This window comes from Actinomyces qiguomingii (genome assembly GCF_004102025.1).
In the GTDB taxonomy this organism is placed as follows: Bacteria; Actinomycetota; Actinomycetes; order Actinomycetales; family Actinomycetaceae; genus Actinomyces; species Actinomyces qiguomingii.
On the sequence record NZ_CP025228.1, the window covers coordinates 961,422 to 985,568 of the forward strand.

Here is a 24,147-nt window from a genome sequence, read left to right on the forward strand (position 1 = left end):
GCTCACCGACCCACCGGCCACGAGAGAGGAACCACGTCATGACCGGCATCATCACCAAGGGCGAGAAACGGCTTGTCATCGCCTCGGGCCGGGCCCATCCGCAGCTCGCCCAGGATGTGGCCGCAGAACTGGGCACCGAGGTACTGTCCTCCACCGCCTACGACTTCGCCAATGGTGAGACCTACGTGCGCTTCAACGAGTCGGTGCGGGGCTGCGACGTATTCGTCATGCAGTCCCACGGTGACCGTGTCAACGACTGGATCATGGAACAGCTCATCATGGTCGATGCGCTCAAACGCGCCTCCGCCAAGCGCATCACCGTGGTCGCCCCCTTCTACCCCTACGCCCGGCAGGACAAGAAGCACCTGGGGCGCGAGCCGATCTCCGCCCGCCTGGTGGCAGATCTGTGCAAGACCGCGGGAGCCGACCGCATTATGAGTGTGGACCTGCACTCCAGCCAGGAGCAGGGATTCTTCGACGGCCCCTGGGATCACCTGTGGGCGCAGCCGGTGCTGGTGGACTACATCCGCCGTCGTATCGACGCGGCCAATGCGGCCGTCGTCTCCCCGGACGCCGGCCGCATCCGGGTGGCCGAGCGCTGGGCCAATGCCATGGGGGGAGTGCCGCTGGCCTTCATCCACAAGACCCGCGACATCACCCGCCCCAACGAGTCCGTGGCCAACCGTGTGGTTGGCGATGTAGAGGGGCGCTCCTGCGTGCTGGTGGATGACATGATTGACACCGGCGGCACCATCGCCAAGGCCGTGCAGGTGCTGCTCGCCTCCGGCGCCAAAGACGTGATCGTCGCGGCCACCCACGGCGTGCTCTCCGGCCCCGCCGTCGAGCGGTTGTCGGGCTGCGGCGCCCGCGAGGTGGTGGTGACCGACACCCTGCCCATCGCCCCCGGCAAACGCTTCGACGCCCTGACCGTGCTGCCGATCGCGCCGCTGCTGGCCCGCGCCATCAAGGCCGTCTTCGATGACGGCTCGGTGACCAGCCTGTTCGAGTCCTGAGCGCTGAGCCCTCAGCCGGCTCAGTGGGCGAAACCTCAGTGGGCGAAACTCAGCCTGCGCACCGCGCGTCCCCGGGTCAGCGCCGGTCCCAGCGCGACCGCCCGCAGTTCACGCTCCGCAAGGCCCGCGAGCACCTCGGTTAGCAGGGCGACCTTGTCGACTCCGCCGACGGCCGCCTCCGTGGCCAGATCGCTTGCGTCGGCGGCGCCGTCGTGGGCGAGCAGAATCGCCCCGGGCACGGCGTCGCGCAGGGCCCGCACCACGCGCTCCTTGTGGGTGACGTCCTTCCAGTCCCAGGTAGTGCCCGACCACAGCACGGTGGTCAGCCCAGCCGCCGATGCGGCCAGACGGGTGCGCGGAGACTGTGCGCCATGCGGCGGACGGAACCAACGCACCGGGACCTGGGAGATGTCCTCCAGTTCGGCGCGGGCGTCCCGCAGCCAGGGGCCGAGTTCGTGGCGGGGCAGGGTGGTGACCCGGCGGTGGTCTAGGCCGTGCAACGCCACCTCGTTACCCGCCCGGACGAGTTCGCGCACGAGCGCGGGGCTGCGGCGCGCCCGCGTCAGCAGCATGAAGAAGGTCGCCTGGGCCTCGTGCTCGGCCAGGACGGAGGCGAGAGCCTCGGTGCTGCCGGGCAGGGGGCCGTCATCGAAGGTTAGAACCACCTGCCGGGCAGCGGTGCGCACACTCATCACCGAGCCCAGTACTGGAGCCGCAAGCGCATCCGCAGGGCGTCTGAGCAGGGATTTCACGGTCATCGCGTCCCGGCCTCCTGACGGCTGAAGGACCTCGGAGACAGCGAGCGGGGTGCGCGCCCCAGCCGGCTCAGCGGTCGGGAAGTGCGCGCATACTCCCTCCAGGAAAGTCCCAGGCCCGCCAGTGTCATGCCGGCGCCGCGGGCGGCCAGACGCCAGCCCCGCGCATCGGCGCGCAGATCCCGGGTCGCCATGCCCCAGCCGGCGCGTGCCAGGCCGACGCCGACCCTGCCGATGCCTCCGGCGATAACCCCCGCGCGAGCCAGGCGTCCGGAACTGAAGTACAGATCCAGCAGGCCGGAGGTGTTGCCGTGGCTGAGCTGGCGGGCCAGTACCCAGCGGCGGGTCACCCGGTCCAGCGCGACTTGATCGACTACAACGGCGTCGCGGGCGAATACGATACGTCCGCCCCGGGACACCAGGGCGCGGGTCAGCAGGGTGTCCTCACCGCCGGAAAGCCCCAGCGCGGCGCTAAAGCGCAGGTCACCGAGCTGGTTCAAGTCGAGCAGAAGGTTCCCACAGGCGGCGGCGGGCCGTTCGGAGCCATCGGGGAAACGGCGTCGTTCAAAGAATCCCCCGGCCAGAATCCAGGCGGAGGGGCGGGACTGATAGTGAGTGTCCACCCAGCCGGCGACGGCGGCAGCGCCAGAATCACGCCAGTGCTCGAGCATGCCGTCCAGCCACCCCGGTGCCGGAGTGCCGTCGTCGTCGATGAACAGCAGCAGATCCCGGCCCGCGCGGGCCGCCTCATCCAGCGCGCGGTTGCGGCCCGCGGATATCCCTGGAACCGGTTCTATAACGCTGCGCAACCGCTCCAGCCCCAAGGAGGCGACGGCGTCGTGACCCGAACCGGAGGGGTCGTTGTCGATCACCAGGACGTCGGCGTCGCACCATTGCGGCGCGGCGAGAGCTTGCGCCTGCACCATTCGCGCCGTTCGGCGCACCTGCTCGGGACGGTGGAAGGTGAGTATCGCCACGGTGGCGCGTATGTGCGATGTCATGGCGTAACCGGGTGCGGCCGGGCCGAGCGGTTGCGGGGGAGGGGCATGCGCGTCTCCTGGAGTGAGTTCCGTCGTTCCGCCGACCCTACCGCCAGGCGCATGGTGCGGTACGTCATAGCGGGGTGACGGCGTGCCGGGCAGCCCGGTGTTGCGCACTACTCCCCAAACGCGTGCTTCCGGGGGCGGGGGGTACCTTATTGTTCACCTCATGAAGATGACTCGCTGCGCTGCGGTGCTGGTTGCGCCGCTCGTACTGCTCGCCGCATGTGCGGACTCCTCCGATGGGGCGGAAGCCGATGCCACCGCCGCGGTGACCGCTCCGCCGACGCAGTCCACGGCGCAGCCGGCAGAAATTCCCACCGGCGTGGTGACGCCAGAGGCGGCCACCTCCGATCCGGAGACGGACCTGGAGGAAGGCGACCTGGCCGCGGACTGGCTGGAGCCGGTCGAACTGACCCAGCCGGTCGCGGTTAATGACGATGTGACCGTGGGCATTGGGGAGTTGCTGAGCCGGCGCGTGGAGGCGGTTCTGCCCGACGAGGTTTCCGGTGACGGCGTGATCGTGCCCGTCACGGTTGCCAATACTGGAACCGATGACCTGTCGCTTGCCGGATTTGTTGTCACGATGTCCGCGGGTGAGGGGGACGCTCCGGTCGAGCAGGTGGTTTCTGCCTCCGATGAAGTGCCCACCTCTATTGCGCCGGGGCAGGCCATGACAATTAATGCCGCCTTTGTGGTCCCTCAGGAGCTACGTGGAAATGTGAGTATCGTCGTGGATCTCGGTGCGCAGAGTCGGGCGGCCGTTTTCCAGGGCGCCGCCCCGGCCGCCTGAGGCAGCCTTCCGTGCCGCCCGGAGCCGGGTACGCCGGGTGGTGCCGCCCCGGCCGCCTGAGAAGGTGCGTCCTTGGCGCTGGACATCGTCGGTTGCCCAGGGTGCTGCCCGGGCTGCCTGTGACGGTGACTTGACCCTCAAGCGCATGCGACACGCCGCCAGCATCTCTCAATGTTGCGGTTAGGGTGCAACTGTGTACCTGTATGTAACGAAAAGCTACGCAGTGGGTTTCGTGCGTGCATATTTCTCCCGTAGGGCGTGGTGGCGCCGGTGGCGCCGTCCCGCCCGTGCTCTCAAAAACGATGGAGGTCGTGTGAAACACGCCGGTTTGGCTCAAAGTGCGCTCACGTTGTTGGCTTCGCTGTCATTGGCTGTCGCCCCCGTAATCGCCACCACATCCGCCCACGCCGCAGAAGGTGCGGCGGCCGATCAGCTTCCGGAGACGGTCTCGGCCGATGCGCTGCCGACTCCGCAAGTGCTCAATGGGGTTGTGCGTGATCAGGTTGTTGTCGGTGACACCGTCTATGCGGTGGGCGAATTCACCAGCGTGCAGCCGGTGGGCTCTGCGGCGCCCGTGGCGCGGGCGAACGCTCTGGCCTACAACATTGAGACCGGTGAGCTACTGGACTGGGCGCCGCAGACCAACGGTGCGATTCAGTCGATCGCTGCCATGCCCGACGGGTCTCGCCTGTTCATCGGCGGCGCATTCTCCAAGCTGAACGAGGAGACCGTGTGGCGTGTTGCGGCGGTCGATCCGATTACGGCCGAGCGCAAGCCGCTGACCGCCGCGGCTAACGCCAAGGTGTTCGCCGTGGAGGTGTCGGCCGACGGCTCGACGCTCTACGTGGGGGGCGCATTCACGCAGATCAACAACAAGGAGCGTCTGCGCTTCGCGGCCGTGGACCTGAACACCAAGAAGCTCCTGGACGTCAAGGCCTCGATTCCCAACTTCAGCGTGCGCGCCATCGCCGCCGAGCCCAACGGAACGGGGGTCGCCATCGGCGGGTCGTTCACTTCGGTCAACGGCTCCACCAGCCCCGGCTACGGCATGGCCATTTTGGAGCGGGACGGCAGCATACGTCGTAACAACCTCACCTCCGTGGTCAGGTCCGGCAACACCTACGGCGGGATCATGGATCTCAAGGCGGATGCGCAGGGCCTGTACGGGGCGGCCTACACCCAGTCCCGCTCGCACGGGAATCTGGAGGGCGTCTTCCGGGCCGACTGGAACACTGGGAACGTGGCGTACATAGCCGACTGCCACGGAGACTCCTACGACGTGTTCCCCAGTGGCGATGTCGTCTACGCGGCCAATCACGGGCATGACTGCTCGAACATCGGCGGCTTCCCGGACAACACCAAGAACTATCACTACGCGTTGGCCTACGCCAACTATGAGACCGGCAAGGTTCGCACCAACACCGCCTCCGGCTACTACGACTTCGGCGGGCAGCCCGGAACCACCAACTTGAACTGGTACCCCGAATTCACCCCCGGGACCTACACTGGGCTCGGCCAGGCCACTTGGACCGTAGAGGGCAATGACCGCTACATCGTCTTCGGTGGGGAGTTCACCACCGTCAACGGCCAGTCCCAGAGGGGACTCACCCGCTTCGCGCGCCGCGACATTGCGCCTAATGCGCAGGGTCCGGTGAACAAGGGCGGCAACTACAAACTCACGGCCAGCAGCCCCGCCGCGGGAATCGTCACTCTGAGCTTCACCGCCAACTGGGATCGCGACGACAAGACGTTGTCATATGCCGTCTTCCGTGACACTTTGGACGGCCAGCCCATTTCCGTGCAGGACGTCACCGCGGGATTCTGGGAGCTGCCCGCGCTGACGGCGACCGACACCGTGGAGCCGGGATCCACTCATCAGTACGCGGTTGTTGTTACTGACCCCTGGGGCGCTTCCACGCGCTCGGACTGGGTGAGTGTGACCGCTGGCCAGGGTCAGGGCATGGCGAACTACGGCAGGCAGGTAATCGGTGACGGTGCCGTCAACTATTGGCCACTGGATGAGGCCTCCGGAGCAAAGTCGGCCTACGACCTGGTCGGCGGTAGGAATCTGACCTACCGCGGTTCCAGCTACACGACCGGTGCGGCCAGTGTGCTCTCCCAGGGGGCGTCAGTCACATTCTCGCCAGGCAACAACAACGGAGGCTGGTGGCAATGGTGGGGCCGGAACAGGCAGCAGAATTCCTCCTACTCCTGGGCGGCGCAGACCTCTGCCGCCGCCGCGCCCGCAGCATTCACTGTGGAGGCCTGGTTCCGCACTAACAGCACCAGCGGCGGTGAGATCGTCGGCTTCTCCTCCAGCAGTGAGAGTGAGGGCGCCAGCAAGGACCGCATGCTGTATCTCAGCGGCAATGGCACGGTCAACTACATGCTGTACCCCGGGACGGTCAAGGCGATCTCCTCCGCCGCGGGCTTCAACGACAACGCCTGGCATCACGTAGTCGCCACGACGGATCCGGTCGCAGGCTCGGTGCTCTACCTGGACGGCAAGGAGGCGGCCTCCGACCCGGCGATGACCTCCGGGCAGTCCTACAACGGTTACTGGCGTATCGGGGGCGACACCAACTCCGGTCTCCCCAACGCCGGTTCCAGCGGCTACCTGACCGGCTCTATCGATGAGGTAGCGGTGTACGCAAAGGCCTTGTCCGCGCAGCAGGTGTCGGCCCACCACGTCACCGGAACGACCGGTGAACTGCCGCAGTTGGCGCCGGCGGACCCCGATGACATCGCCGGGCCAGCGGGAGACGCCCAGGAGGATGACGCAAATCAGGTCGAAAGGGCCGATGGTGTGCTGTTGACGGACTCCTTTGAGCGTGAGTCCGCCAGGGGCTGGGGAGCGGCCGACTTCGGCGGCAACTGGAGCTCCGCCTACGGTGTCAGCCGGATGTCGGTGGACGGCACGGCCGGAGTCATAACGATGACCGGCGCGGGAACTGCCAACTCGGTCTCTTCGCCGATCATTGACGCGACCTCCACCGATTCGACCGTCGACTTGGTCCTGGACCAGGCCACGACCGGCGCCGGGGCCTATGTCACCTACGTGGGCCGTGCCAACGATGCGGGTCGTTACCAGGTCCAGCTGGACATCAGTCCCACGGGTGTGGTGGCGATGACGGTCTCGAAGAAGGTCGGTGCCACGCAGACCTCTCTCGGCACCGCGCGTATGGATGGTACCTACACGGCGGGCCAGAAACTGCACCTTCGGTTCGTCGTCGACGGGGCTCAGTCGACCCGATTGCAGTTGAAGGGCTGGGTAGGCGATGAGCCCGAGCCTGAGGCCTGGGCAGTTGATACGACGGACGATGATGCCGCGCTTGCGACGCCAGGATCGGTCGGAATTGTCACTTTCACCTCTGGCAGGGCGGATACGTCCGAGCTGACGCTGCGGGTTGACGATCTGGTCGTCAAGAAGGTCGAGTAGCGGCACCTGGCAGGCATGAAAGGGAGATCCCGCACCCGGTTGGGCCGGATGCGGGATCTCCCTGTGCCTTATCGCTGACAAGCGTGGTCGGCCCGGTCGGTGGAGGCGGGCAAGAAGGACTCTCCCGGTTCTGGCTGGGTGACTGCGGTGGGTGGTAGCGGCGTAGGCCGCCGGATTGATGACTCTTCGAGTTTGAGGGCTCTTCCGGTCGAGCCGTATTCGCCGAGTTCGGTCGAAATAACCACCGAGTTCGGTCGATATGACCATCGAGTTCGGTCGGCGGGGCCGGCGGGTGGGGGAAGTGTCCGGATTCGGCACAAACGAGGATCCCTCGCCCGACGTCGTCTACCAGGTCCGTATGGTTCCAAGGAATCTGAGGGCACCTGCCGGCACAGGCGGTGTTTTTGTACCGAATCTGGACACTTTGGCTCTCGGCTGCTGGCCTACCGCCCTGGTGTGGCGAACAGGCCAGGGCGTCTGGTTGCCGACCACGTTCGCGACCTGCGGCATCTGAACCCTGACCGCGGGTGAGCCGGTGTCCAAGGCAGCCGCACCGATCTGAATCAGCACCCCCGCACGTGGACCGTCCGCAGTATGGCGGTCCATTGCGTATGCGACTACCCGATGCAGCGCGTGCTTACCGACCTTGTTGCGTGAACGCCCCAGCTGAATTGCGAAATCAGCGCAAAGGAGCGATCAGCGCCTGCTCGGGGCGGTGTTGTTCGCCGCGTCCCGTCGGAAGACCGGAGGCAGGCAGACTGCCGCGGCGACTACGAGTTCCATGTAGGCCACAATGGTGCTCAACGGTCCGAACAGGCAGTTCCAAGCCACCACGATCGTGATGAAGACGACCCACGCCCTGGACCGCAGTGTGGCCAGCGTGCGTCCCAAGGCCGTCAAGGACAGCAAGACCACCGCGATACCGAGGGCGAGACCGGGCAGCGAGAGAGCGGCCCAAAGGTCGGCGATGGCTGAATGCAGTTCGAAATGCCCGCCTCCGAACATGTAGCGCACGACGTAGCCGTTGTCCGGGTCATAGCCCAGGGATCGCATGCCCTCCATGGCCACGCGGATGTCGCTGTAGCGCGGCGCTACTCCGGCGCCGTAGCCCCAAGGGCGATGCTCGAACAACGCGAATGTGGCGCCCATTTCGGGGCGTGCGGCGGCGAGGATGTTCACCCCGGTGGATTGGGCCGTGGTGCGGGTCTGTGCTGCCTCCCCGAGCAGACCGGATGACGACGCCGCCAACACGGCACCGATGGCGAAGACGGCCAGGGCCGTCAGCATAGATAGCTGGGTTTTGAAGGCTGCACGAGGCGACAGGTGCACGCGAGCCCACGCGGTCATTGCCTGCCAGCTCAGGATCGCCACGGTCACCAAAAGGAAGCCGATGGCCGATCGCGAGTCCGCGCGCAGATAGAGAATGGCCAGCAGCAGCGCGGACAGTATCTCGGCGGTGCGGCCCATACGGTGTGCGAGCGCCAGTATGAGCACGCTCGTGGGCAGGCCGTAGGCGAACTTCCACGAATTGTCTACTGACTCTGCGCGCAGGTACGCATCGACCAACAGGCCGAGCATGAAGCAGGCGGCGGCGAGATCCAGGCCGAGCTCCCGCTCGGCCCAGATGATGACCGCGGCGCCGGCGGGCACGGCGGCAGCGGCCAGCAGCATTGTGAGCGCACCGCTAGGGACGAGCACGAATTCACCGACCGCCGCCAGTGCCAGTGCCAGCCCTGCGGCCACGGCGGTGAGCGAGCACAGCACCACTGTTCCCAGTGCTCGCGAGTTGCGAGACGCTCTCCATGTCATTGGCAGCAAGGCGATTGCCGCGACATCGCCGATGTTTAAGCCGTAGGGCAATTGGGTGCGCCACGACACGATCGCCAATACGGAGGCGACAAGAATCTTCCGCGGCGCGGTGTTCAGGCTGCTCGGCATGAGAGGCGGATGAGTGGAAGGCGCGAGGACCATACGTGGAGGATTGTCATACAGGTGCAAGCGTAAACCCGACCGACGTCAACCGGAGGCGCTTCGCTCAAGCGGTTAAGCGGCCGGACGTGCTCCGGGCACGGGTGCCTGAAGGGTCAGGGCGAGCAGCAGGCCCAACAGTGATCCCCCGATCGCGCCGATCAACCCGTGGCGCAGCTTGGACGGCCCGATCAACTGGGCCGCCGACGACCCATCCACGTCCGACAATGTCAGGGGCGTGCTTTCAGCGCCGTTGGACACGCTGAGAGTGGCGGCGTGGTCGCTCAGGGCGTCAACCATCGCCAAGGCGATGTTCTCGGCCTGTGCGGACGATGATCCGGTCGCTGTTACGACGATGAGCAGGGTATTGCTGGGGTTGGCCACGGCGACCCGACGTGGCAGTTCGTCCGCCGGGACGCCTGTGGCTTCGGCAACAGTTGTGAGAGTTGAGCGGGCCTCGGAGAACTCGACCAGCGTCGGCGCGATACCGGTGACGGCCTTGGTGTCGCTCGCGGCGCCGTCGGCCCCATCCGTGGATGCGACGGTGAGCAGAGTCGTGACGGAGGAGCGGTAAACGGGCGGGCTCACGGCCGCCGTCACGGCCCCGAGCAGGGTGCCAACCACGGACAGCGCCATGATCAGGCGCCAGTGACGGCGTAGAGCCCGGACGATGTAGTCGGTGGTCATGACATGCCTCCGGCGGACTCGGTGAGTGCAGGTGGACACAACATAGTTGATCGGCTTATGCGTCCAACGCGTCCGCGACGAGAGTAGTCTTGCCCGGACCATTTGGGCGGATCTGTGCGGACGCAACACCTCAACCGATGTTCGTCAACACGAAAACCGTACGCACTCGAAGGAACTCATGCGCATTCTTATCCTGTGGGCCTCGCTTGACCAGCCCAACCTCGGCGTCAGGGCGCTCGCCGTCGGCACCCGTGCCATAGCCGAAGGGGTTTTCCCCCGGGCGGATATCCGGATTCAGGGCACCGGCCGAGGCGACGCGCCCATGTCTCTTTTCACCGGTCCGCGCGGGCTGTTCAAGGAGCGCGTAACCGGCGCGCACGGCCTGTTCGACTGGCTGGCGTCCTTCGATCTGGTGCTGGACACCCGTTCCGGTGATTCCTTCGCCGACATCTACGGCCTGGACCGGCTGCGCGACATGTCCCGCTTCCCTGAGATCCTCAACAGGATGGGGGTGCCGGTGGTGCTTACGCCCCAGACCATCGGGCCCTTCAACACCCGGCGGGGCGTCCGCCTGGCGCGTCGATCCCTCAGGCATGCCCGCCTGGTGGCCAGCCGAGACACCCGTTCGGCCGCATGTGCACAACAGCTCGGGCGACGGGTGGATGTGGAGTCGACCGACGTGGTATTCGCCATAGAACATCCCCCGGTGCAGAAGACTCGGGATGTGATGCTCAATGTTTCCGGACTGCTGTGGACGGGCAACCCGCATGTGGATGCCGCCCGCTATCGTCGAGACGTGTTGGCCATCGCCCGCCGTGTACAGGCCGAAGGACGTGAGCTCACGTTATTGGCGCATGTCGTCGGCCCGGATGACTCCGCCGGGGACAATGACCGTCACCCCCTGGCGGAGCTGCAAAGCGCGCTCGGAGACGTGGAGGTCATCGTGCCGGAGGGGGAGCACGCCCTGGAGCAGGTGCGTACCGCGGTTGGCTCGGCCCGGGTCGTCCTCGGCTCGCGCATGCACGCTTGCCTTAACGCACTGTCCATGGGCACCCCCGCCATCCCGCTGGCCTACTCCCGCAAATTCGCCCCCTTGCTGGCCGGACTCGGCTGGGAGCACGTCGTGGATCTGCGCGACGACGACGTCGCCGACCGCACCATGAAGCTGCTCGCCTCCCCGCACCTGGAGGAGGACGTTGCCGGTGTCAGAAGGCGCGCCGATGATGATCTGGCCCGCTTCGCCGACGCCCTGGGTGAGGTTCTGTGAGCGGTACCGATTCGAGATCGCGACCGCCCGTCGCCCCAGGGACAGCGGGCGGTCTGGGCAGACGCGCCGCCAAGGCGGCCGGGCAGACAGTATGGACGCAGGGTTTGCGCATACTCGTCCAACTCGGCAATGTGGTGGTGCTGGCGCGACTGCTGGACGACCGTGCCTACGGCGTGGTGGGGATGGTTACTGCGGTGGTTGGGGTGGCGACCATCTTCCAGGACTTCGGGCTGTCGACCGCGGCGATCCAGGAGCGCGAGCTCAGCGACGGGCAGCGCTCCAATCTGTGGTGGCTCAACACTTTGGCGGGGTTGGTGCTCGCGGGCATCGGCCTGGCCGTCGCTCCGCTGCTCGCGGTCTTCTACCACGAGCCCGCCGTGACCGGGGTATGTGCCGCCATCGCCCCCAGCTTCCTCATGGCCGGCATGGTCAACCAGTACCGGGCGGATCTGAACCGCAAACTGCTGGTGGGGCGGGTGCTGACAGTGGACCTGAGCGCCGCCGCCCTGGCGTTGGCGCTGGGGGCCCTGACCGCGGCCTGGGGCTGGAGCTACTGGGCGCTGGTGGTCCAGCGGCTGGTCACTGCCCTGGTCCCCTTCGTAGCGCTGCCACTCATCGCCGGCTGGTTGCCGCGCTGGTACAACCGCCAGGAGCCCATGCGCGCCCTGCTGGGTTTCGGTGTGCAGATGGCCGGGACCCAGATGGTTTCCTACCTCGCCTCCAACCTGGATTCGATTCTTATGGGGCGGCTCTTCGGTGCGGGAACCCTGGGACTGTACAACCGTGCGGTCCAGACACTGCGCACCCCGCTGAATCAGTTCCGTCCGCAGGCGACCACACTGGGGCTTTCGGTCACCGCCAAGCTTCAGGACGACGACGAACGCACGCTGGCCTATCTGCGTCGCGGTCAGCTCGCATTGGGCTACCCGGTGTTCCTGTCCATGGGGATTGTGGTGGCCGCGGCACCGGCGGTGGTATCCGTGGTGCTTGGGGACCACTGGCTCAGCGTGGCTCCCTACATGCGCCTGGTGGCGATCGGGGAGGGGCTGACCACGCTCTCGATGGTCGGAGGGTGGATCTACACCTCACGTGCACTGGGACGCGCCTACCTTCGCTACACCATGGTCTCGGCGGTGGTGCGGATGGCGGCCATAGTCCTGGGGGCACAGTTCGGGGCGATGGGGGTCGCCTATGCCTACGTGGCCAGCCCGCTCATCCTGTGGCCGGTATCCCTGTTGCTGTCCGGGCGGGCTTCGGGGCTCGACACCGTGCCGCTGGTGTGGAACGGGATGCGGATTCTCGCCGTGTCCGCCGTTGCTACCGGAGCGGTGTGGGCTCTGTGCGAACTGATATCCGACCTGCCAGCGATTGTCATCTGCCTGGCCGCGGCTGTCGGCATGGGCCTGGCCATGGCGCTGCTGTGGCTGGTGGTGCCGTTCGTCCGTGCCGACATGCGCGAGTTGGGCAGGATGACGCGCATGATGATCAAGCGCTGACACAATCCATACTTCCATAATCGAATCGGAAGGGAAGATGACCAGAATCCACTTGCGCCCCGTGAACGTGGCCACCGAAATCACCCGTGTGGTCGACTCGCTCAACTGTTCGGGATGCGGTCTGTGCGCCCAGTTCGAAGGCGTCACCATGCAACTGGAAAACGGGTTCATGCGGCCCGTGGTGGATCCGCAGGGCGCGGCGCGAACGAATGCCGATGACCTACGCCACTTCCGCGCCTGCTGTCCGGGGATCCGCGTCCAGGCGCAACGCGGCGCGGGTGCGCACTGGGACCCGGATTTCGGACCGGTGCTGGGAGCCTGGCAGGCGCACGCCGTCGATGAGACCATCCGCCACGAGGGCAGCTCCGGAGGTGCGCTGACCGCCATCACGAGCTGGCTGCTCGAATCCGGGCGCGCCTGCCGGGTGATCGGCGCCACCAAGGACCGGGAGGACCCCTCCCGCACCCGCTCGGTCAGTGTTCAGGCCGCACCGCAGGTGCGCGCCCTGGCCGGCAGCCGGTACGCGCCCACTGCCAACGCCGCGGTGAGTGAAGCCGTGAGCACCGGAACCGCATTCGTAGGCAAGCCATGCGAGGCCCAGGCGGTACGCAGACTGAGTCAGGAACGGGGACAGCGCCCCACCATTATCAGCTTCTTCTGCGCGGGCACCCCCGATCAGCGGGCCACCGACAAGCTTCTGGACGAGCTTTTCACAGGGACCGGCGCCGACCGCACTCGGCCCCTGTGCGATATGCGCTACCGGGGCCACGGCTGGCCCGGGGAGTTCACGGCCGTCGCCGCGGACGGCACCACGGTGACCACCTCCTACTCCGAGTCCTGGGGGAGCGCCCTGGGGCCCACCGTGCAGTGGCGGTGCCGGGTGTGCCCCGACGGCGTCGGGGAGTACTCAGACATCACGGCATCCGACTTCTGGCGGGCCACCCCGGACGGTTACCCCGACTTCACGGAGGGTGCCGGCGTCAGCGCCCTGCTGGCACGCACGGCGCACGGCCTGCAAATCATTCAAGAGGCGGTGCGGGCGGGGGTTATCGCAGTGGCCCCACTCGACCTGGATGACTTGCGGGCGGTGCAGCCATATCAGCATGAGCGGCGGGATCACCTGGTCTCCCGGCGCACAGCGGCCCGAGTCATGGGACTGCGTACTCCCCGCATGCAGGGATTCGGCATCTGGTGGCGGGCGCTGCGCCGTCCCCGGGACTCCTGGCGCCAATTTCGTGGATCCCTCAGTCGGCTCCGGCATAAGTTCCAACTGGACTGGCCGTGGCGACGACTGTTGTCGGCTCTGCCATGGGGCCCACAGGGGGCGGATCGTGAAACCGTCGAGGAACCGCGTTAGCCCGCGGGCCTCGTACACTCCCCACCGTGCGTCTGACTGCCCTCCTGCCCCCGCTGCTGACCGACCCCGCCATCGACTCCCTGGTGACGGCGGCCGCCGGCCGCTCGCGTACCGACCGCAGCGTCGTCGTCGCCCCCGGCGCCCGCCCCGCAGTGCTGGCCGCCATGGCCCTGGGGGAGGCCGGCGTCGCCCGCGTCACCGGCGCCGCCTCGGGCCGCCTGGACCGCCCCGGGACCGGAGCGCCCGACGCCGGCATGCCCCTGCTGGTGGTAACCGCCACCGGGCGGGAGGCCGATGAGCTCGCCGCCGCGCTGCGCTGCTACCTGCCCGACCCCGACGTGGCCGTCTTCCCCGCCTGGGAGACCCTCCCGCATGAGCGGCTCTCCCCGCGTGCCGACACCGTGGCCACCCGGCTGGCCGTGCTGCGCCGCCTGGCCCACCCCGAGGACGGCGACCCGGCAGGAGCCGACGCCGCCCCGGACCCGTGGCGCGGCCCCATCCGCGTGCTCGTGGTGCCTGTGCGCGCCCTGCTGGCCCCGGTGGTGGGCGGCCTGGGCGAGCTGGAGCCGATCCACCTGGCCGCGGGGATGCGCGCCGACCTGGAGGAGTTGGCCGCCCGCCTGGCCGAGGCCGCCTACACTCGGGTGGACATGGTCACAGCCCGCGGCGAGTTCGCGGTGCGCGGCGGCATCCTTGACGTCTTTCCGCCCACGCAGCCCCGGCCGGTGCGCGTGGACTTCTTCGGCGACGAGATCGAGTCCGTGTCCTCCTTCGCCGTCACCGACCAGCGCACCATCGCCGACCTCGGCGCCGTCACCGCCACCGCCTGCCGGGAGGTGCTGCTAACCGAAAAGGTGCGCGAGCGCGCCCGGAAGCTGATCAACGCGATCCCCGGCGCCGCAGACATGCTGGAGAAACTGGCCGCCGGCATCCCGGTGGAGGGCATGGAATCGCTCGCGCCGGTGCTCACCGAGCGCATGGTGCCGCTGCTGGACCTGGTGGGGGACCGGCTCGTCGTCGTCACCGAGCCGGAGAAGGTACGCCGGCGCGCCGAGGATCTGGCCGCAACCACCGAGGAGTTCCTCGCCGCCGCCTGGACCTCGGCCGCCTCCGGTGGCAGCGCCCCCATCGACCTGTCCGCCGCCGCCTTCGCCCACCTGGCCGAGGCGCGCGCCCTGGCCCTGTCCACCAACCGCGGCTGGTGGTCCTTCACCTCCCTGAAGGCCTCACCGGACAGTCCCGAACTGCCCCTGCGCGATCCCGAGAGCTACCGGGGGCGCCTGGACGCCGCCGTGAAGGATATTGGCGAGCTGACCCGCGGCGGCTGGAGCGTCGTCGTCGCCACCGAGGGGCCCGGACCCGGGCGCCGCATGGCCCAGCTGCTGGCCGACGGCGGCGTGCCCGCGCGCATCGTCACCGGACTGGATGACGCGGCCGACCTGTCCTACCGGGAGCCCGACGGCGTGGTGCGCGTCACCCAGGCCTCCGCCGGGCACGGCTTTGTGGCCGAGGGGCTGCGCCTGGCCCTGGTCGCCGAATCCGACCTGACGGGCCGGGCGCCCGCTGCGGCACGCACCGCCAAGACCCTGCCCGCCCGCCGCACCCGCAAGAGCGTGGACCCGCTCTCCCTGCACCCCGGCGACCTGGTGGTGCACGCCCAGCACGGCGTCGGCCGCTTCGTGGAACTGCTGCGCCGCGACGTCGGCTCCGGGCGGGGCGCGGGCAAGGAGCGGGCCACCCGCGAGTACGTGGTCATCGAATACGCTCCCTCCAAGCGCGGCCAGCCCGGCGACCGGCTGCTGGTGCCCACCGACGCCCTGGACCAGGTCACCAAGTACGTCGGCTCCGACAACCCCGCCCTGAACCGCATGGGCGGGGCGGACTGGGCCAAGACCAAGCAGCGCGCCCGCAAGGCGGTGCGGGAGATCGCCGGGGAGCTGGTGCGCCTGTACGCCGCCCGCTCGGCCACCACCGGGCACGCCTTCGGCCCCGACACCCCCTGGCAGGCCGAACTGGAGGAGGCCTTCCCCTACACCGAGACCCCCGACCAGCTGGCCACTATCGACGATGTCAAGGCCGACATGGAGAAGACCCAGCCCATGGACCGCCTCATCTGCGGCGACGTCGGCTACGGCAAGACCGAGATCGCCGTGCGGGCTGCCTTCAAGGCCGTCCAGGACGGCAAGCAGGTGGCGGTGCTGGTGCCCACTACCCTGCTGGTGTCCCAGCACGCCGAGACCTTCACCGAGCGCTACGCGGGCTTCCCCATTAATGTCGCCCAGCTCTCCCGCTTCCAGACCGCCGCCGAATCCGAGCGGGTGCTGGCCGGGCTGGCCGACGGGACCATCGACGTCGTCATCGGCACCCACCGGCTGATCACCGGGCAGGTGCGCTTCAAGGACCTGGGGCTGGTGATCATTGATGAGGAGCAGCGCTTCGGGGTGGAGCACAAGGAGACGCTCAAGGCGCTGCGCACCGACGTGGATGTGCTGTCCATGTCCGCCACGCCCATTCCGCGCACCCTGGAGCTGGCGGTGACCGGCCTGCGGGAGATGTCCACCCTGTCCACCCCGCCCGAGGATCGCCACCCCATCCTCACCTATGTGGGCGCCTACGAGACCAAGCAGGTCAGCGCCGCCATCCGCCGCGAGCTGCTGCGCGACGGGCAGGTGTTCTTCGTGCACAACCGGGTGGAGGACATCGAGTCCGTGGCCGCCCGGCTGGCGGAGCTGGTGCCGGAGGCGCGCGTGGCCACAGCCCACGGGCAGATGCACGAGTCCCGGTTGGAGAAGGTCATTGACGACTTCTGGCATAAAGAGGTTGACGTGCTGGTGTGCACCACCATCGTGGAGACCGGCCTGGATGTGTCCAACGCCAACACCCTGATCGTGGACCGGGCCGACCGCATGGGCCTGTCCCAGCTGCACCAGCTGCGCGGCCGGGTGGGGCGCGGCCGGGAGCGCGCCTACGCCTACTTCCTGTACCCGGCGGACAAGCCGCTGACGGAGACGGCGCTGGAGCGGCTGCGCACCATCGCCACCAACACCGACCTGGGGGCCGGCATGCAAGTGGCCATGAAGGATCTGGAGATCCGCGGTGCCGGCAATCTGCTGGGTGGAGAGCAGTCCGGGCACATCGCCGGGGTGGGCTTCGACCTGTACGTGCGCATGGTCTCCGAGGCGGTGGCCGCCTACAAGAAGTCCCTCCAGGTAGGGGACGCGGGCAGTGCGGCGGCGGAGGCGGCCGAGGCGGAGGACCTGGAGCTGCGGGTGGACCTGCCCGTGGACGCCACCATCCCCGAGGAGTACGTCCCCCACGAGCGGCTGCGCCTGGAGGCCTACACCAAGTTCGCCGCCGCCCGCAGCCAGGCGGAGGTGGCCGACGTGCTGGACGAGCTCACCGACCGCTACGGCCCGGTGCCCGAGCCGGTGCGCCGCCTGGCGGCCCTGGCGCGGCTGCGGGCCCTGGCCGCCGAGCTGGGGGTGCGCGAGATCGTGGCGCAGGGCAAGTCGATCCGCTTCGCGCCGGTGAGCCTGCCCGAGTCGGCGCGCATGAAGGTCACCCGCCTGTACCCCGGCACGGTGCTCAAGCCCGCCACCCGCACCATTGTGGTCCCCGCGCCCGGCACCGCCCGCATGGGCGGTGGCGCCATCGAGGGGGAGGAGCTGCTGCGCTGGGCGGAGGTGCTGCTGCACGCCGTCGTCGCCGGGGAGGCGGAGTACGAGACCGAGGCCACCAAATACCGCCGTCGCAGGTGAGGCCGGAACCGGTATCGCGGGCCAGGTGCGCGCCGATCCGATGCGCAGATCACCCTGTCCAAAGTGCGCAAGTTCCGGGGTGACGTGCCGCCAATCGGCCGCTTTACAGTCACGCTTCTATTCGTCGAAGGTAACGGCCGGCGGCGCAGGAGGCGGCAGTCGCTTGTGCGTCACACCACGCGGGTCTCGGTGCCGCTGACGAAAAGCGCGGTATTGTGCTGGTTCTCAGCGTAATAATAGCGTTAACGCATGCGGCCCGTGAGTGAGGTCCGCGGCGATAGTCGAATCGATGCTAACTATCGGGGTGGCAGCCGAGCGCACGCAGTGTGCTTGAATGGGAAACCGGCCTTGTAGAACCGCAAGGTGGTACCGCGAAATGGGATCGGGTGCGGGTGCCGCACCAGAATGGAGCATCGTGAGGACCTTATCTGTGCCCTCAACCGTGAATGCCCGGGCAGTGGGCCGGGCAGCGGCAGTCGCCGTGGCGGTCATGGCCCTACTCTTCGGCTTCGTGACGCCCCTGCAGGCCCGCGCCGCCGTCAATGAGGGGATCGCGATCAATGACCTCAAACTGGTCAAGTCCGACCGGGACGGCAACAACGCAGCTGGCGCGCTGACGACGCAGGATGTCGCCAAGCTGTCCTACTCCTGGGACGCCACCGGCGCTACTGTGAACCCGGGGGACTCCTTCTCGATCGACCTGGGCGCCTACTTCAAGAACCTGGAGAGCCCCAAGACGGTCCCGATGAACGTGACCTACAACGGCGCCCAGACCGAGATCGGCTCGTGCACCCTGACCGAGAAGACGATTGAGTGCACCTTCTCCGAGAGCGTCACCGCGCTCAAGAACGCAGGGTTCACGAACTTCAAGGGTTCGGGTGAGGCGCTGCTGCTCATCACGCAGACCACCGACGCGAAGGAGGTGGACATGACCATCAACGGCAGCAAGAAGGTGAGCGTTAGCCTGCCCGGCTCCGGGGGCATCTCCGGCGTCCAGCCGGTGGTCTACACCCCCTTCAAGCTCACCAAGATGTCCGCGGTCATCAACTCGACCTCCTCCTCCATGATCTGGGAGATCAACTTCGGCTCGGACTACATCAAGGAGCAGCTCGCCGGGGGTGCCAACCCCATCCAGGTCGATGGCACCACCCGTCAGACCATCACCTTCACCGACACCCTCGGTTCCGGCATGTCTTTCGGCTCCGACATGAGCCGGTGGTACTTCATGGTGCGCAACAGCGCCGCCGAGCCAAGTCTGCCGGGTGTCAATGTCACTAACGCGGCGGGCACGGACCTGAACACGAACTATGGTGACTTCGATATGACGGTGTCCATCAAGGGGCAGGTCGCCACCATCACGGTCACCGGCCCCTTCGCCGCCCGGACCAACTACAAGATCTCCTACCCGGTGACCTTCACCTCCCAGAGCGGCAAGGCGATTGCCGGAGTGCAGTACGGCAACTCGGCCTCCCTCAACGACTCCGGAGCCGAGGGCGAGTTCACCCGCAGCTACACCGACTCCTTCAAGGTGACCGTGCAGATGGATCCGGGATTTGGAGGATTTGAGATCCTCAAGACGCTGTCTGGTCCCGGTGTGGACGCCGTTGACGTAGCCGGCACGACCCTGCCGGTGACTGTTGCGTACACCCTGCCCGGGCCGGCCAGCTCCTATGACGGCTGGGATGCGCCCGGCACATTGAATGACGACGGCGTGACTGGGACCACCACCATGTCGGTGAGTATCGGGAAGACCAACACCTACCCGGCGACCTTCCCCCAGGGCACCGTCATCACCCTGTCCGAGGACACCGCCGGCGCCTCGCTGCAACCGCAGGGCTACGTCTGGGGCAGCCCCATCTTCCGGGTGGGCAACCAGGAGACCGCGACGCTGACCATTGTCGACCGGACCTCCACCCAGGTCACCCTCAACAACGTCGCCGAGGAGATCCCGGGAACCTTCCAGGTTCGCAAGGAGATCTCCGGACTGGACGGCGTGCCGGAGGCCTCACAGAAGGACTTCACCTTCACCTACACCTGCTCCGACGGCAAGTCGGGAACCGTGACCGCCAAGGGTGACGGCCAGGCCGTCCAGGCCGACCAGACCTTCGCTCCGGGCACCACCTGTGAGGTCACTGAGAACGCCGACTCCGCCCAGGTGGATGGCTACTCGCTGAGCGCACCGGAGTCACAGACCGTGACCATCGCGGCGCCCACCGAGGAGGAGCCCGCCGTGACGGCCTCCTTCACCAACACCTACACGCGTGACACCGGCTCATTCTCGGTGGTTAAGCTCCTTCAGGGCGGGCCCGAGGGGAATGGCCAAACCTCATTCTCCATCAACTACACCTGTGACGACGGCACGCAGGGTACGCTGAGCGTCCCCGGCGACGGCACCGAGGTGGAATCCCCCAAGATTCCCACGGGAGCCACGTGCACGCTGAGTGAGGACGCCGCGTCCGCCGCCCGGGAAGGCTACTCGGTTGACGTATCGCTGTCCCCGGAGTCGGTGACCATCGGCAAGGACCGGATCTCGGCGGTGACGGTGACCAACACCTACACGCGTGACACCGGCTCATTCTCGGTGCTCAAGAAGGTGGAAGGCGACTACTCTCCGACCGATGAGGACTCGGTGAAGGTCTCCTACACCTGTAACGATCCCGCCGACACCTCTGGAACACTGGAGTTGCCGATGGACGGGACGCCGGTCTCGGGACCGACCCTGCCCACGGGAACCGAATGCAAGCTGCAGGAGGACGCCAACTCGGCGGCCCGGGAGGGCTACTCGGTGGCCACGTCCTACTCCGACACCTCCGTCACCGTGGTCAAGGGCTCCACGCCGTCGGTGACGGTGACCAACAACTATGAACGCCTCACGGGCGGGTTCGCCATCTCCAAGACGGTTGAGGGCGACGGTGCGCTGCTGGCACCGGCCGAGTTCACCTTTACCTACACCTGCACCGATGAGCTCACCGGTCAAGCCACCGGTCCGGAGGAGGTGACGGTAAGCGCCGGTGAGAGCGTGAATATCTCCGGCGTGAAGACCGGCTCGTGCAAGGTAAGCGAGAAGGACGCCTCGGTGGCGGGGACCTCGGTCTCCACGCTCCTGACCGTCAACGGCAAGGCCGTCGACGGCGACGCCGCGACCTTCGATGTCACCAGTGGTGACGAGGCGGCCGTGGCGGTCTCCGCGACCAACACCTACACCCTGGAGCGTGGCACCTTCAGCGTGTCCAAGGCGGTGGAGGGCGACGGCTCTGACGCCATCAGCAAGAGGTCCTTCGTCTTCGATTACACCTGCACCTCGGTCGAGGGTGAGCACAGGGGCGAGATCCTGGTTCCCGGTGACGGCACCATCACCGCCTCCGGACTCCGGCTGCCGCTGGGGGCCGAGTGCACCGTGACGGAGAGGTCCGCATCGGCCCAGGTCGAGGGCTACGACGTCGTCACCCCGCAGGCGCAGAGCCTGACGATCAGCGAGAAGGACACCACCAAGGCCCTGTCCTTCACCAACACCTACACGCGCCACACGGGCTCCTTCTCGGTGCTCAAGACGGTGACGGGTGCACAGGCCGGAGACAAGGAGTTCACCTTCTCCTACAGCTGCACCAACGATGAGAAGGGAGCGCTGACGGCCAAGGCGGACGGGCAGTCCGTGAGCGGCCCGAAGCTGCCCACCGGCACCCAGTGCACCATCACCGAGGACCAGGCCACCGCCGAGCTTGATGGCTACAGCCTGACCGCCCCGGCGGCCCAGACGGTGACGATCTCGGAGAAGGACGAGGTGGTGGCCACCACCTTCACCAACGCCTACACCGAGATTCCCGCACCCACGCCGAAGCCCTCCGAGCCGACGCCGTCGGCGACTCCTGTCGCCCCCGGGCCTTCCCTGGCCCGTACCGGTATCGCTGTGGGTCTGCCTATCGCCTTGGCGCTGGCCGGCCTTGTCGGTGGTGTGATTCTGGTCCGCCGCCGCAGGGCCTGAATCGCGAGCGGTTGCCCGGCGCTGTTGTGAGTGCCGCGCGCTGATTGCGGGGGAGGGGTTGTGCACCATGCTTGTCAGGGTGCACAACCCCTCCCCGCATGCTCCTTCCCGGACACCACCAGACCCGGTCGAGCCGTGTTCGCCGAGTTCGGTCGAAATAACCATCGAGTTCGGTAGATATGACGATCGAGTTCGGTTAGTGGGGCTGGCGGGGTGGGGGAAGTGTCCGGATTCGGCACGAACGATGGTCCCCCGCCCGGCGTCGCCTACCAGGTCTGCATGGTTCCAAGGAATCTGAGGGCGCCTGCCGGCACAGGCGGGGTGTTCGTGCCGATTCTGGACGCTTTGGCTCTCAGCCGCTGGCCTACCGCCCTGGTGCAGTGAACAGGCCGGGCCTCTGGTTGTCGACCGGTGGACTGCCTGGCTGCGGATGGACCGTCTGGCTGCGGATGGACTGCCTGGCTGCGGATGGACCGTCTGGAACGCACTCTCAGACGGTCCAAGCGCAGTAACGCGGTCCAAGTACGAGGCCGGCAGCCGGCCGGGCCAACATCCACCTACTACGTCCTTAAACCGGAAGAACCCCATTAGACAGGACGTCGCATCTGCTGTATCACCGTCTCCGCCGGAGGCTCCGCGCCGGACTGTTGCTGCCGCTGGGGTCGCAGTGCACGGTGGCTGAGGATCTCGGCTCAGCTCAGATCGAAGGATTCACCCTGAGCGCGCCCGACGATCAGACCGTGTCCATCAGCACCAGGGACCAGGTGCAGGACTTGGACTTCACAAAGGTCTACACCAGGCGGGCCGAGCCGACTCCGGAGCCGTCGGTTGTTGTATCGGCCCGGCCCTGCGCTCACTTCCTCCCGAATTCCTGTGATCACGCCGCGAACAGGAAGCGCTGTGAAACCGCTCGGGGCGGCGTGCCGGGGGGTCCGGCGTTTTGGCTGAGGCGATGGCGGCGCGAGGGACTTCATTGGTGCGTCCTGCGGCAGGTAGGCTCCTCGCCGTCGTCCCGGCCGGATCTCGCCGCGCGTGAACAACCTCGATACTGGCAGGACCAATGCCCTCGTGGTGAGGGCCGCAGGCCGCTAGGCTGGCCCTGCATGTGCCTGTTCCCCAGGCAACACAACTTCAGCAAGGAGCATCAAGTGGCCCTCATTGAGAACGTTCACGCGCGCGAGATCCTCGACTCTCGCGGCAACCCGACCCTTGAGGTCGAGATCCTCCTGGAGGACGGCTCCTCCGCCCGTGCCGCCGTCCCCTCCGGCGCCTCCACCGGAGCCTTCGAGGCCGTCGAGCTCCGCGACGGCGACAAGGACCGCTACCTCGGCAAGGGTGTCGAGAAGGCAGTCGCCAACGTCAATGACACCATCGCCCCCGAGGTCATCGGCTTCGACGCCGCAGATCAGCGTGGTCTTGACCGCCTCATGATGGAACTGGATGGCACCCCCAACAAGGGCAAGCTGGGCGCCAACGCCATCCTGGGGGTGTCGCTGGCCGCCGCGGCCGCCTCCGCCGACTCCGCCGGCCTGGACCTGTACCAGTACATCGGCGGCCCCAATGCCCACACGCTGCCCGTTCCGATGATGAACATCATGAACGGTGGCTCTCACGCGGACTCCAACGTGGACATTCAGGAGTTCATGATCGCCCCGATCGGCGCCCCCACCTTCCGTGAGGCGCTGCGCATGGGTGCCGAGGTCTACCACTCGCTCAAGGCCGTCGTGAAGGGCCGCGGCCTGTCCACCGGTCTGGGTGACGAGGGCGGTTTCGCCCCCAACCTCGACTCCAACCGCGAGGCGCTCGAGCTGATCGTCGAGGCCATTGAGAAGGCCGGCTACACGCCCGGCAAGGACGTGGCTCTGGCCATGGACGTCGCCTCCACGGAGTTTTTCGACGCCGAGACCAAGACCTACCAGTTCGAGGGCGAGGCCCGCGACAACGACTTCATGGTCGACTACTACGAGAAGCTCATCACCGACTTCCCGATCGTCTCCATTGAGGACCCGCTGTCGGAGGACGAGTGGGACGACTGGAAGGCCCTGACTGACAAGATCGGCGACCGGGTGCAGTTGGTTGGTGACGACTTCTTCGTCACCAACCCTGAGCGTCTGGCCAAGGGTATCGAGCTTGGTGCTGCCAATGCCCTGCTGGTCAAGGTCAACCAGATCGGCTCGCTGACCGAGACCCTGGAGGCCGTGGAGATGGCGCACCGCGCCGGCTACAAGACCATGACCTCGCACCGCTCCGGCGAGACCGAGGACGTCACCATCGCGGATCTGGCGGTGGCCACCAACTCCGGCCAGATCAAGACTGGCGCGCCGGCCCGCGGCGAGCGCATCAACAAGTACAACCAGCTGCTGCGCATTGAGGAGGCCCTGGGCGAGGACGCTGTCTACGCCGGCGCCAACGCCTTCCCGCGTTTCAAGGCCTGAGCCGAAGCGAGAGCGGAGGCTCGGGGCGGGTAGGGCGCATAGGGCCTGTCTGAGCCGAAGCGAGAGCGGAGGCTCGGGGCGGGTAGGGCGCATAGGGCCTGTCTGAGCCGAAGCGAGAGCGGAGGCTCGGGGCGGGTAGGGCGCATAGGGTCTGTCT

Annotated in this window: 13 protein-coding genes and 1 pseudogene; 10 read left to right on the forward strand and 4 right to left on the reverse strand. The window is 67.3% G+C overall.

Going from position 1 to position 24,147, the window contains the following annotated elements:
- The first annotated feature begins 38 nt into the window (after positions 1–38).
- On the forward strand, positions 39–1,013 hold the full coding sequence (locus CWT10_RS03905) for a ribose-phosphate diphosphokinase (RefSeq protein WP_103062119.1): 975 nt from the start codon (positions 39–41) through the stop codon (positions 1,011–1,013).
- Positions 1,014–1,048: 35 nt separating this feature from the next.
- Here the strand turns inward: CWT10_RS03905 and CWT10_RS03910 are convergent, their stop codons facing one another.
- Both CWT10_RS03910 and CWT10_RS03915 read right to left on the reverse strand, forming a co-directional pair.
- Positions 1,049–1,771 (reverse strand): polysaccharide deacetylase family protein, encoded by a 723-nt coding sequence (locus tag CWT10_RS03910; protein ID WP_103062118.1) that lies wholly within the window; start codon positions 1,769–1,771, stop codon positions 1,049–1,051.
- Positions 1,768–2,769: a glycosyltransferase family 2 protein gene (locus CWT10_RS03915; protein ID WP_103062117.1), complete on the reverse strand. Its 1,002-nt coding sequence runs from the start codon at positions 2,767–2,769 to the stop codon at positions 1,768–1,770. Before CWT10_RS03915 ends, CWT10_RS03910 begins: the two co-directional genes overlap by 4 nt.
- A gap of 208 nt (positions 2,770–2,977) precedes the next feature.
- Here CWT10_RS03915 and CWT10_RS03920 point away from each other — a divergent pair, with 208 nt between their 5' ends.
- A complete protein-coding gene (locus CWT10_RS03920; protein WP_128683280.1) occupies positions 2,978–3,601 on the forward strand; it encodes a hypothetical protein in 624 nt (207 codons plus the stop codon).
- 313 nt (positions 3,602–3,914) lie between these two features.
- Positions 3,915–7,040, forward strand: a complete 3,126-nt coding sequence (locus CWT10_RS03925) for a LamG domain-containing protein (RefSeq protein ID WP_103062115.1) — start codon at positions 3,915–3,917, stop codon at positions 7,038–7,040.
- A 696-nt stretch (positions 7,041–7,736) separates the two neighbouring features.
- Here the strand turns inward: CWT10_RS03925 and CWT10_RS03930 are convergent.
- Positions 7,737–8,978 (reverse strand): hypothetical protein, encoded by a 1,242-nt coding sequence (locus tag CWT10_RS03930; protein WP_128683281.1) that lies wholly within the window; start codon positions 8,976–8,978, stop codon positions 7,737–7,739.
- 105 nt (positions 8,979–9,083) lie between these two features.
- Positions 9,084–9,695 (reverse strand): Wzz/FepE/Etk N-terminal domain-containing protein, encoded by a 612-nt coding sequence (locus CWT10_RS03935; protein ID WP_158247590.1) that lies wholly within the window; start codon positions 9,693–9,695, stop codon positions 9,084–9,086.
- 178 nt (positions 9,696–9,873) lie between these two features.
- Between CWT10_RS03935 and CWT10_RS03940 the strand changes: the two genes are divergently transcribed.
- From CWT10_RS03940 to eno, 7 genes and pseudogenes are all read left to right on the forward strand, one after another.
- Positions 9,874–10,962: a polysaccharide pyruvyl transferase family protein gene (locus CWT10_RS03940; protein ID WP_103062112.1), complete on the forward strand. Its 1,089-nt coding sequence runs from the start codon at positions 9,874–9,876 to the stop codon at positions 10,960–10,962.
- A gap of 104 nt (positions 10,963–11,066) precedes the next feature.
- On the forward strand, positions 11,067–12,458 hold the full coding sequence (locus CWT10_RS03945) for a lipopolysaccharide biosynthesis protein (RefSeq protein WP_158247589.1): 1,392 nt from the start codon (positions 11,067–11,069) through the stop codon (positions 12,456–12,458).
- Between the two features lie 37 nt (positions 12,459–12,495).
- Positions 12,496–13,815, forward strand: a complete 1,320-nt coding sequence (locus CWT10_RS03950; protein WP_103062110.1) for a Coenzyme F420 hydrogenase/dehydrogenase, beta subunit C-terminal domain — start codon at positions 12,496–12,498, stop codon at positions 13,813–13,815.
- 26 nt (positions 13,816–13,841) lie between these two features.
- A complete protein-coding gene (gene mfd / locus CWT10_RS03955) occupies positions 13,842–17,573 on the forward strand; it encodes a transcription-repair coupling factor (RefSeq protein ID WP_128683282.1) in 3,732 nt (1,243 codons plus the stop codon).
- A gap of 430 nt (positions 17,574–18,003) precedes the next feature.
- On the forward strand, positions 18,004–21,555 hold the full coding sequence (locus CWT10_RS03960) for a DUF5979 domain-containing protein (RefSeq protein ID WP_233188023.1): 3,552 nt from the start codon (positions 18,004–18,006) through the stop codon (positions 21,553–21,555).
- 647 nt (positions 21,556–22,202) lie between these two features.
- A pseudogene (locus CWT10_RS17875) lies at positions 22,203–22,340 on the forward strand (DUF5979 domain-containing protein); the annotation flags it as partial.
- Positions 22,341–22,703: 363 nt separating this feature from the next.
- Positions 22,704–23,990, forward strand: a complete 1,287-nt coding sequence (gene eno / locus CWT10_RS03965; RefSeq protein ID WP_103062108.1) for a phosphopyruvate hydratase — start codon at positions 22,704–22,706, stop codon at positions 23,988–23,990.
- The last annotated feature ends 157 nt before the right edge of the window (positions 23,991–24,147 follow it).

Coding starts and splice junctions, on each gene's coding strand:
- CWT10_RS03910 (WP_103062118.1), bottom strand. CDS start 1,771: ATGACCGTGAAATCCCTGCTCAGACGCCCTGCGGATGCGCTTGCGGCT.
- CWT10_RS03915 (WP_103062117.1), bottom strand. CDS start 2,769: ATGACATCGCACATACGCGCCACCGTGGCGATACTCACCTTCCACCGT.
- CWT10_RS03905 (WP_103062119.1), top strand. CDS start 39: ATGACCGGCATCATCACCAAGGGCGAGAAACGGCTTGTCATCGCCTCG.
- CWT10_RS03930 (WP_128683281.1), bottom strand. CDS start 8,978: ATGCCGAGCAGCCTGAACACCGCGCCGCGGAAGATTCTTGTCGCCTCC.
- CWT10_RS03920 (WP_128683280.1), top strand. CDS start 2,978: ATGAAGATGACTCGCTGCGCTGCGGTGCTGGTTGCGCCGCTCGTACTG.
- CWT10_RS03940 (WP_103062112.1), top strand. CDS start 9,874: ATGCGCATTCTTATCCTGTGGGCCTCGCTTGACCAGCCCAACCTCGGC.
- CWT10_RS03950 (WP_103062110.1), top strand. CDS start 12,496: ATGACCAGAATCCACTTGCGCCCCGTGAACGTGGCCACCGAAATCACC.
- CWT10_RS03935 (WP_158247590.1), bottom strand. CDS start 9,695: ATGACCACCGACTACATCGTCCGGGCTCTACGCCGTCACTGGCGCCTG.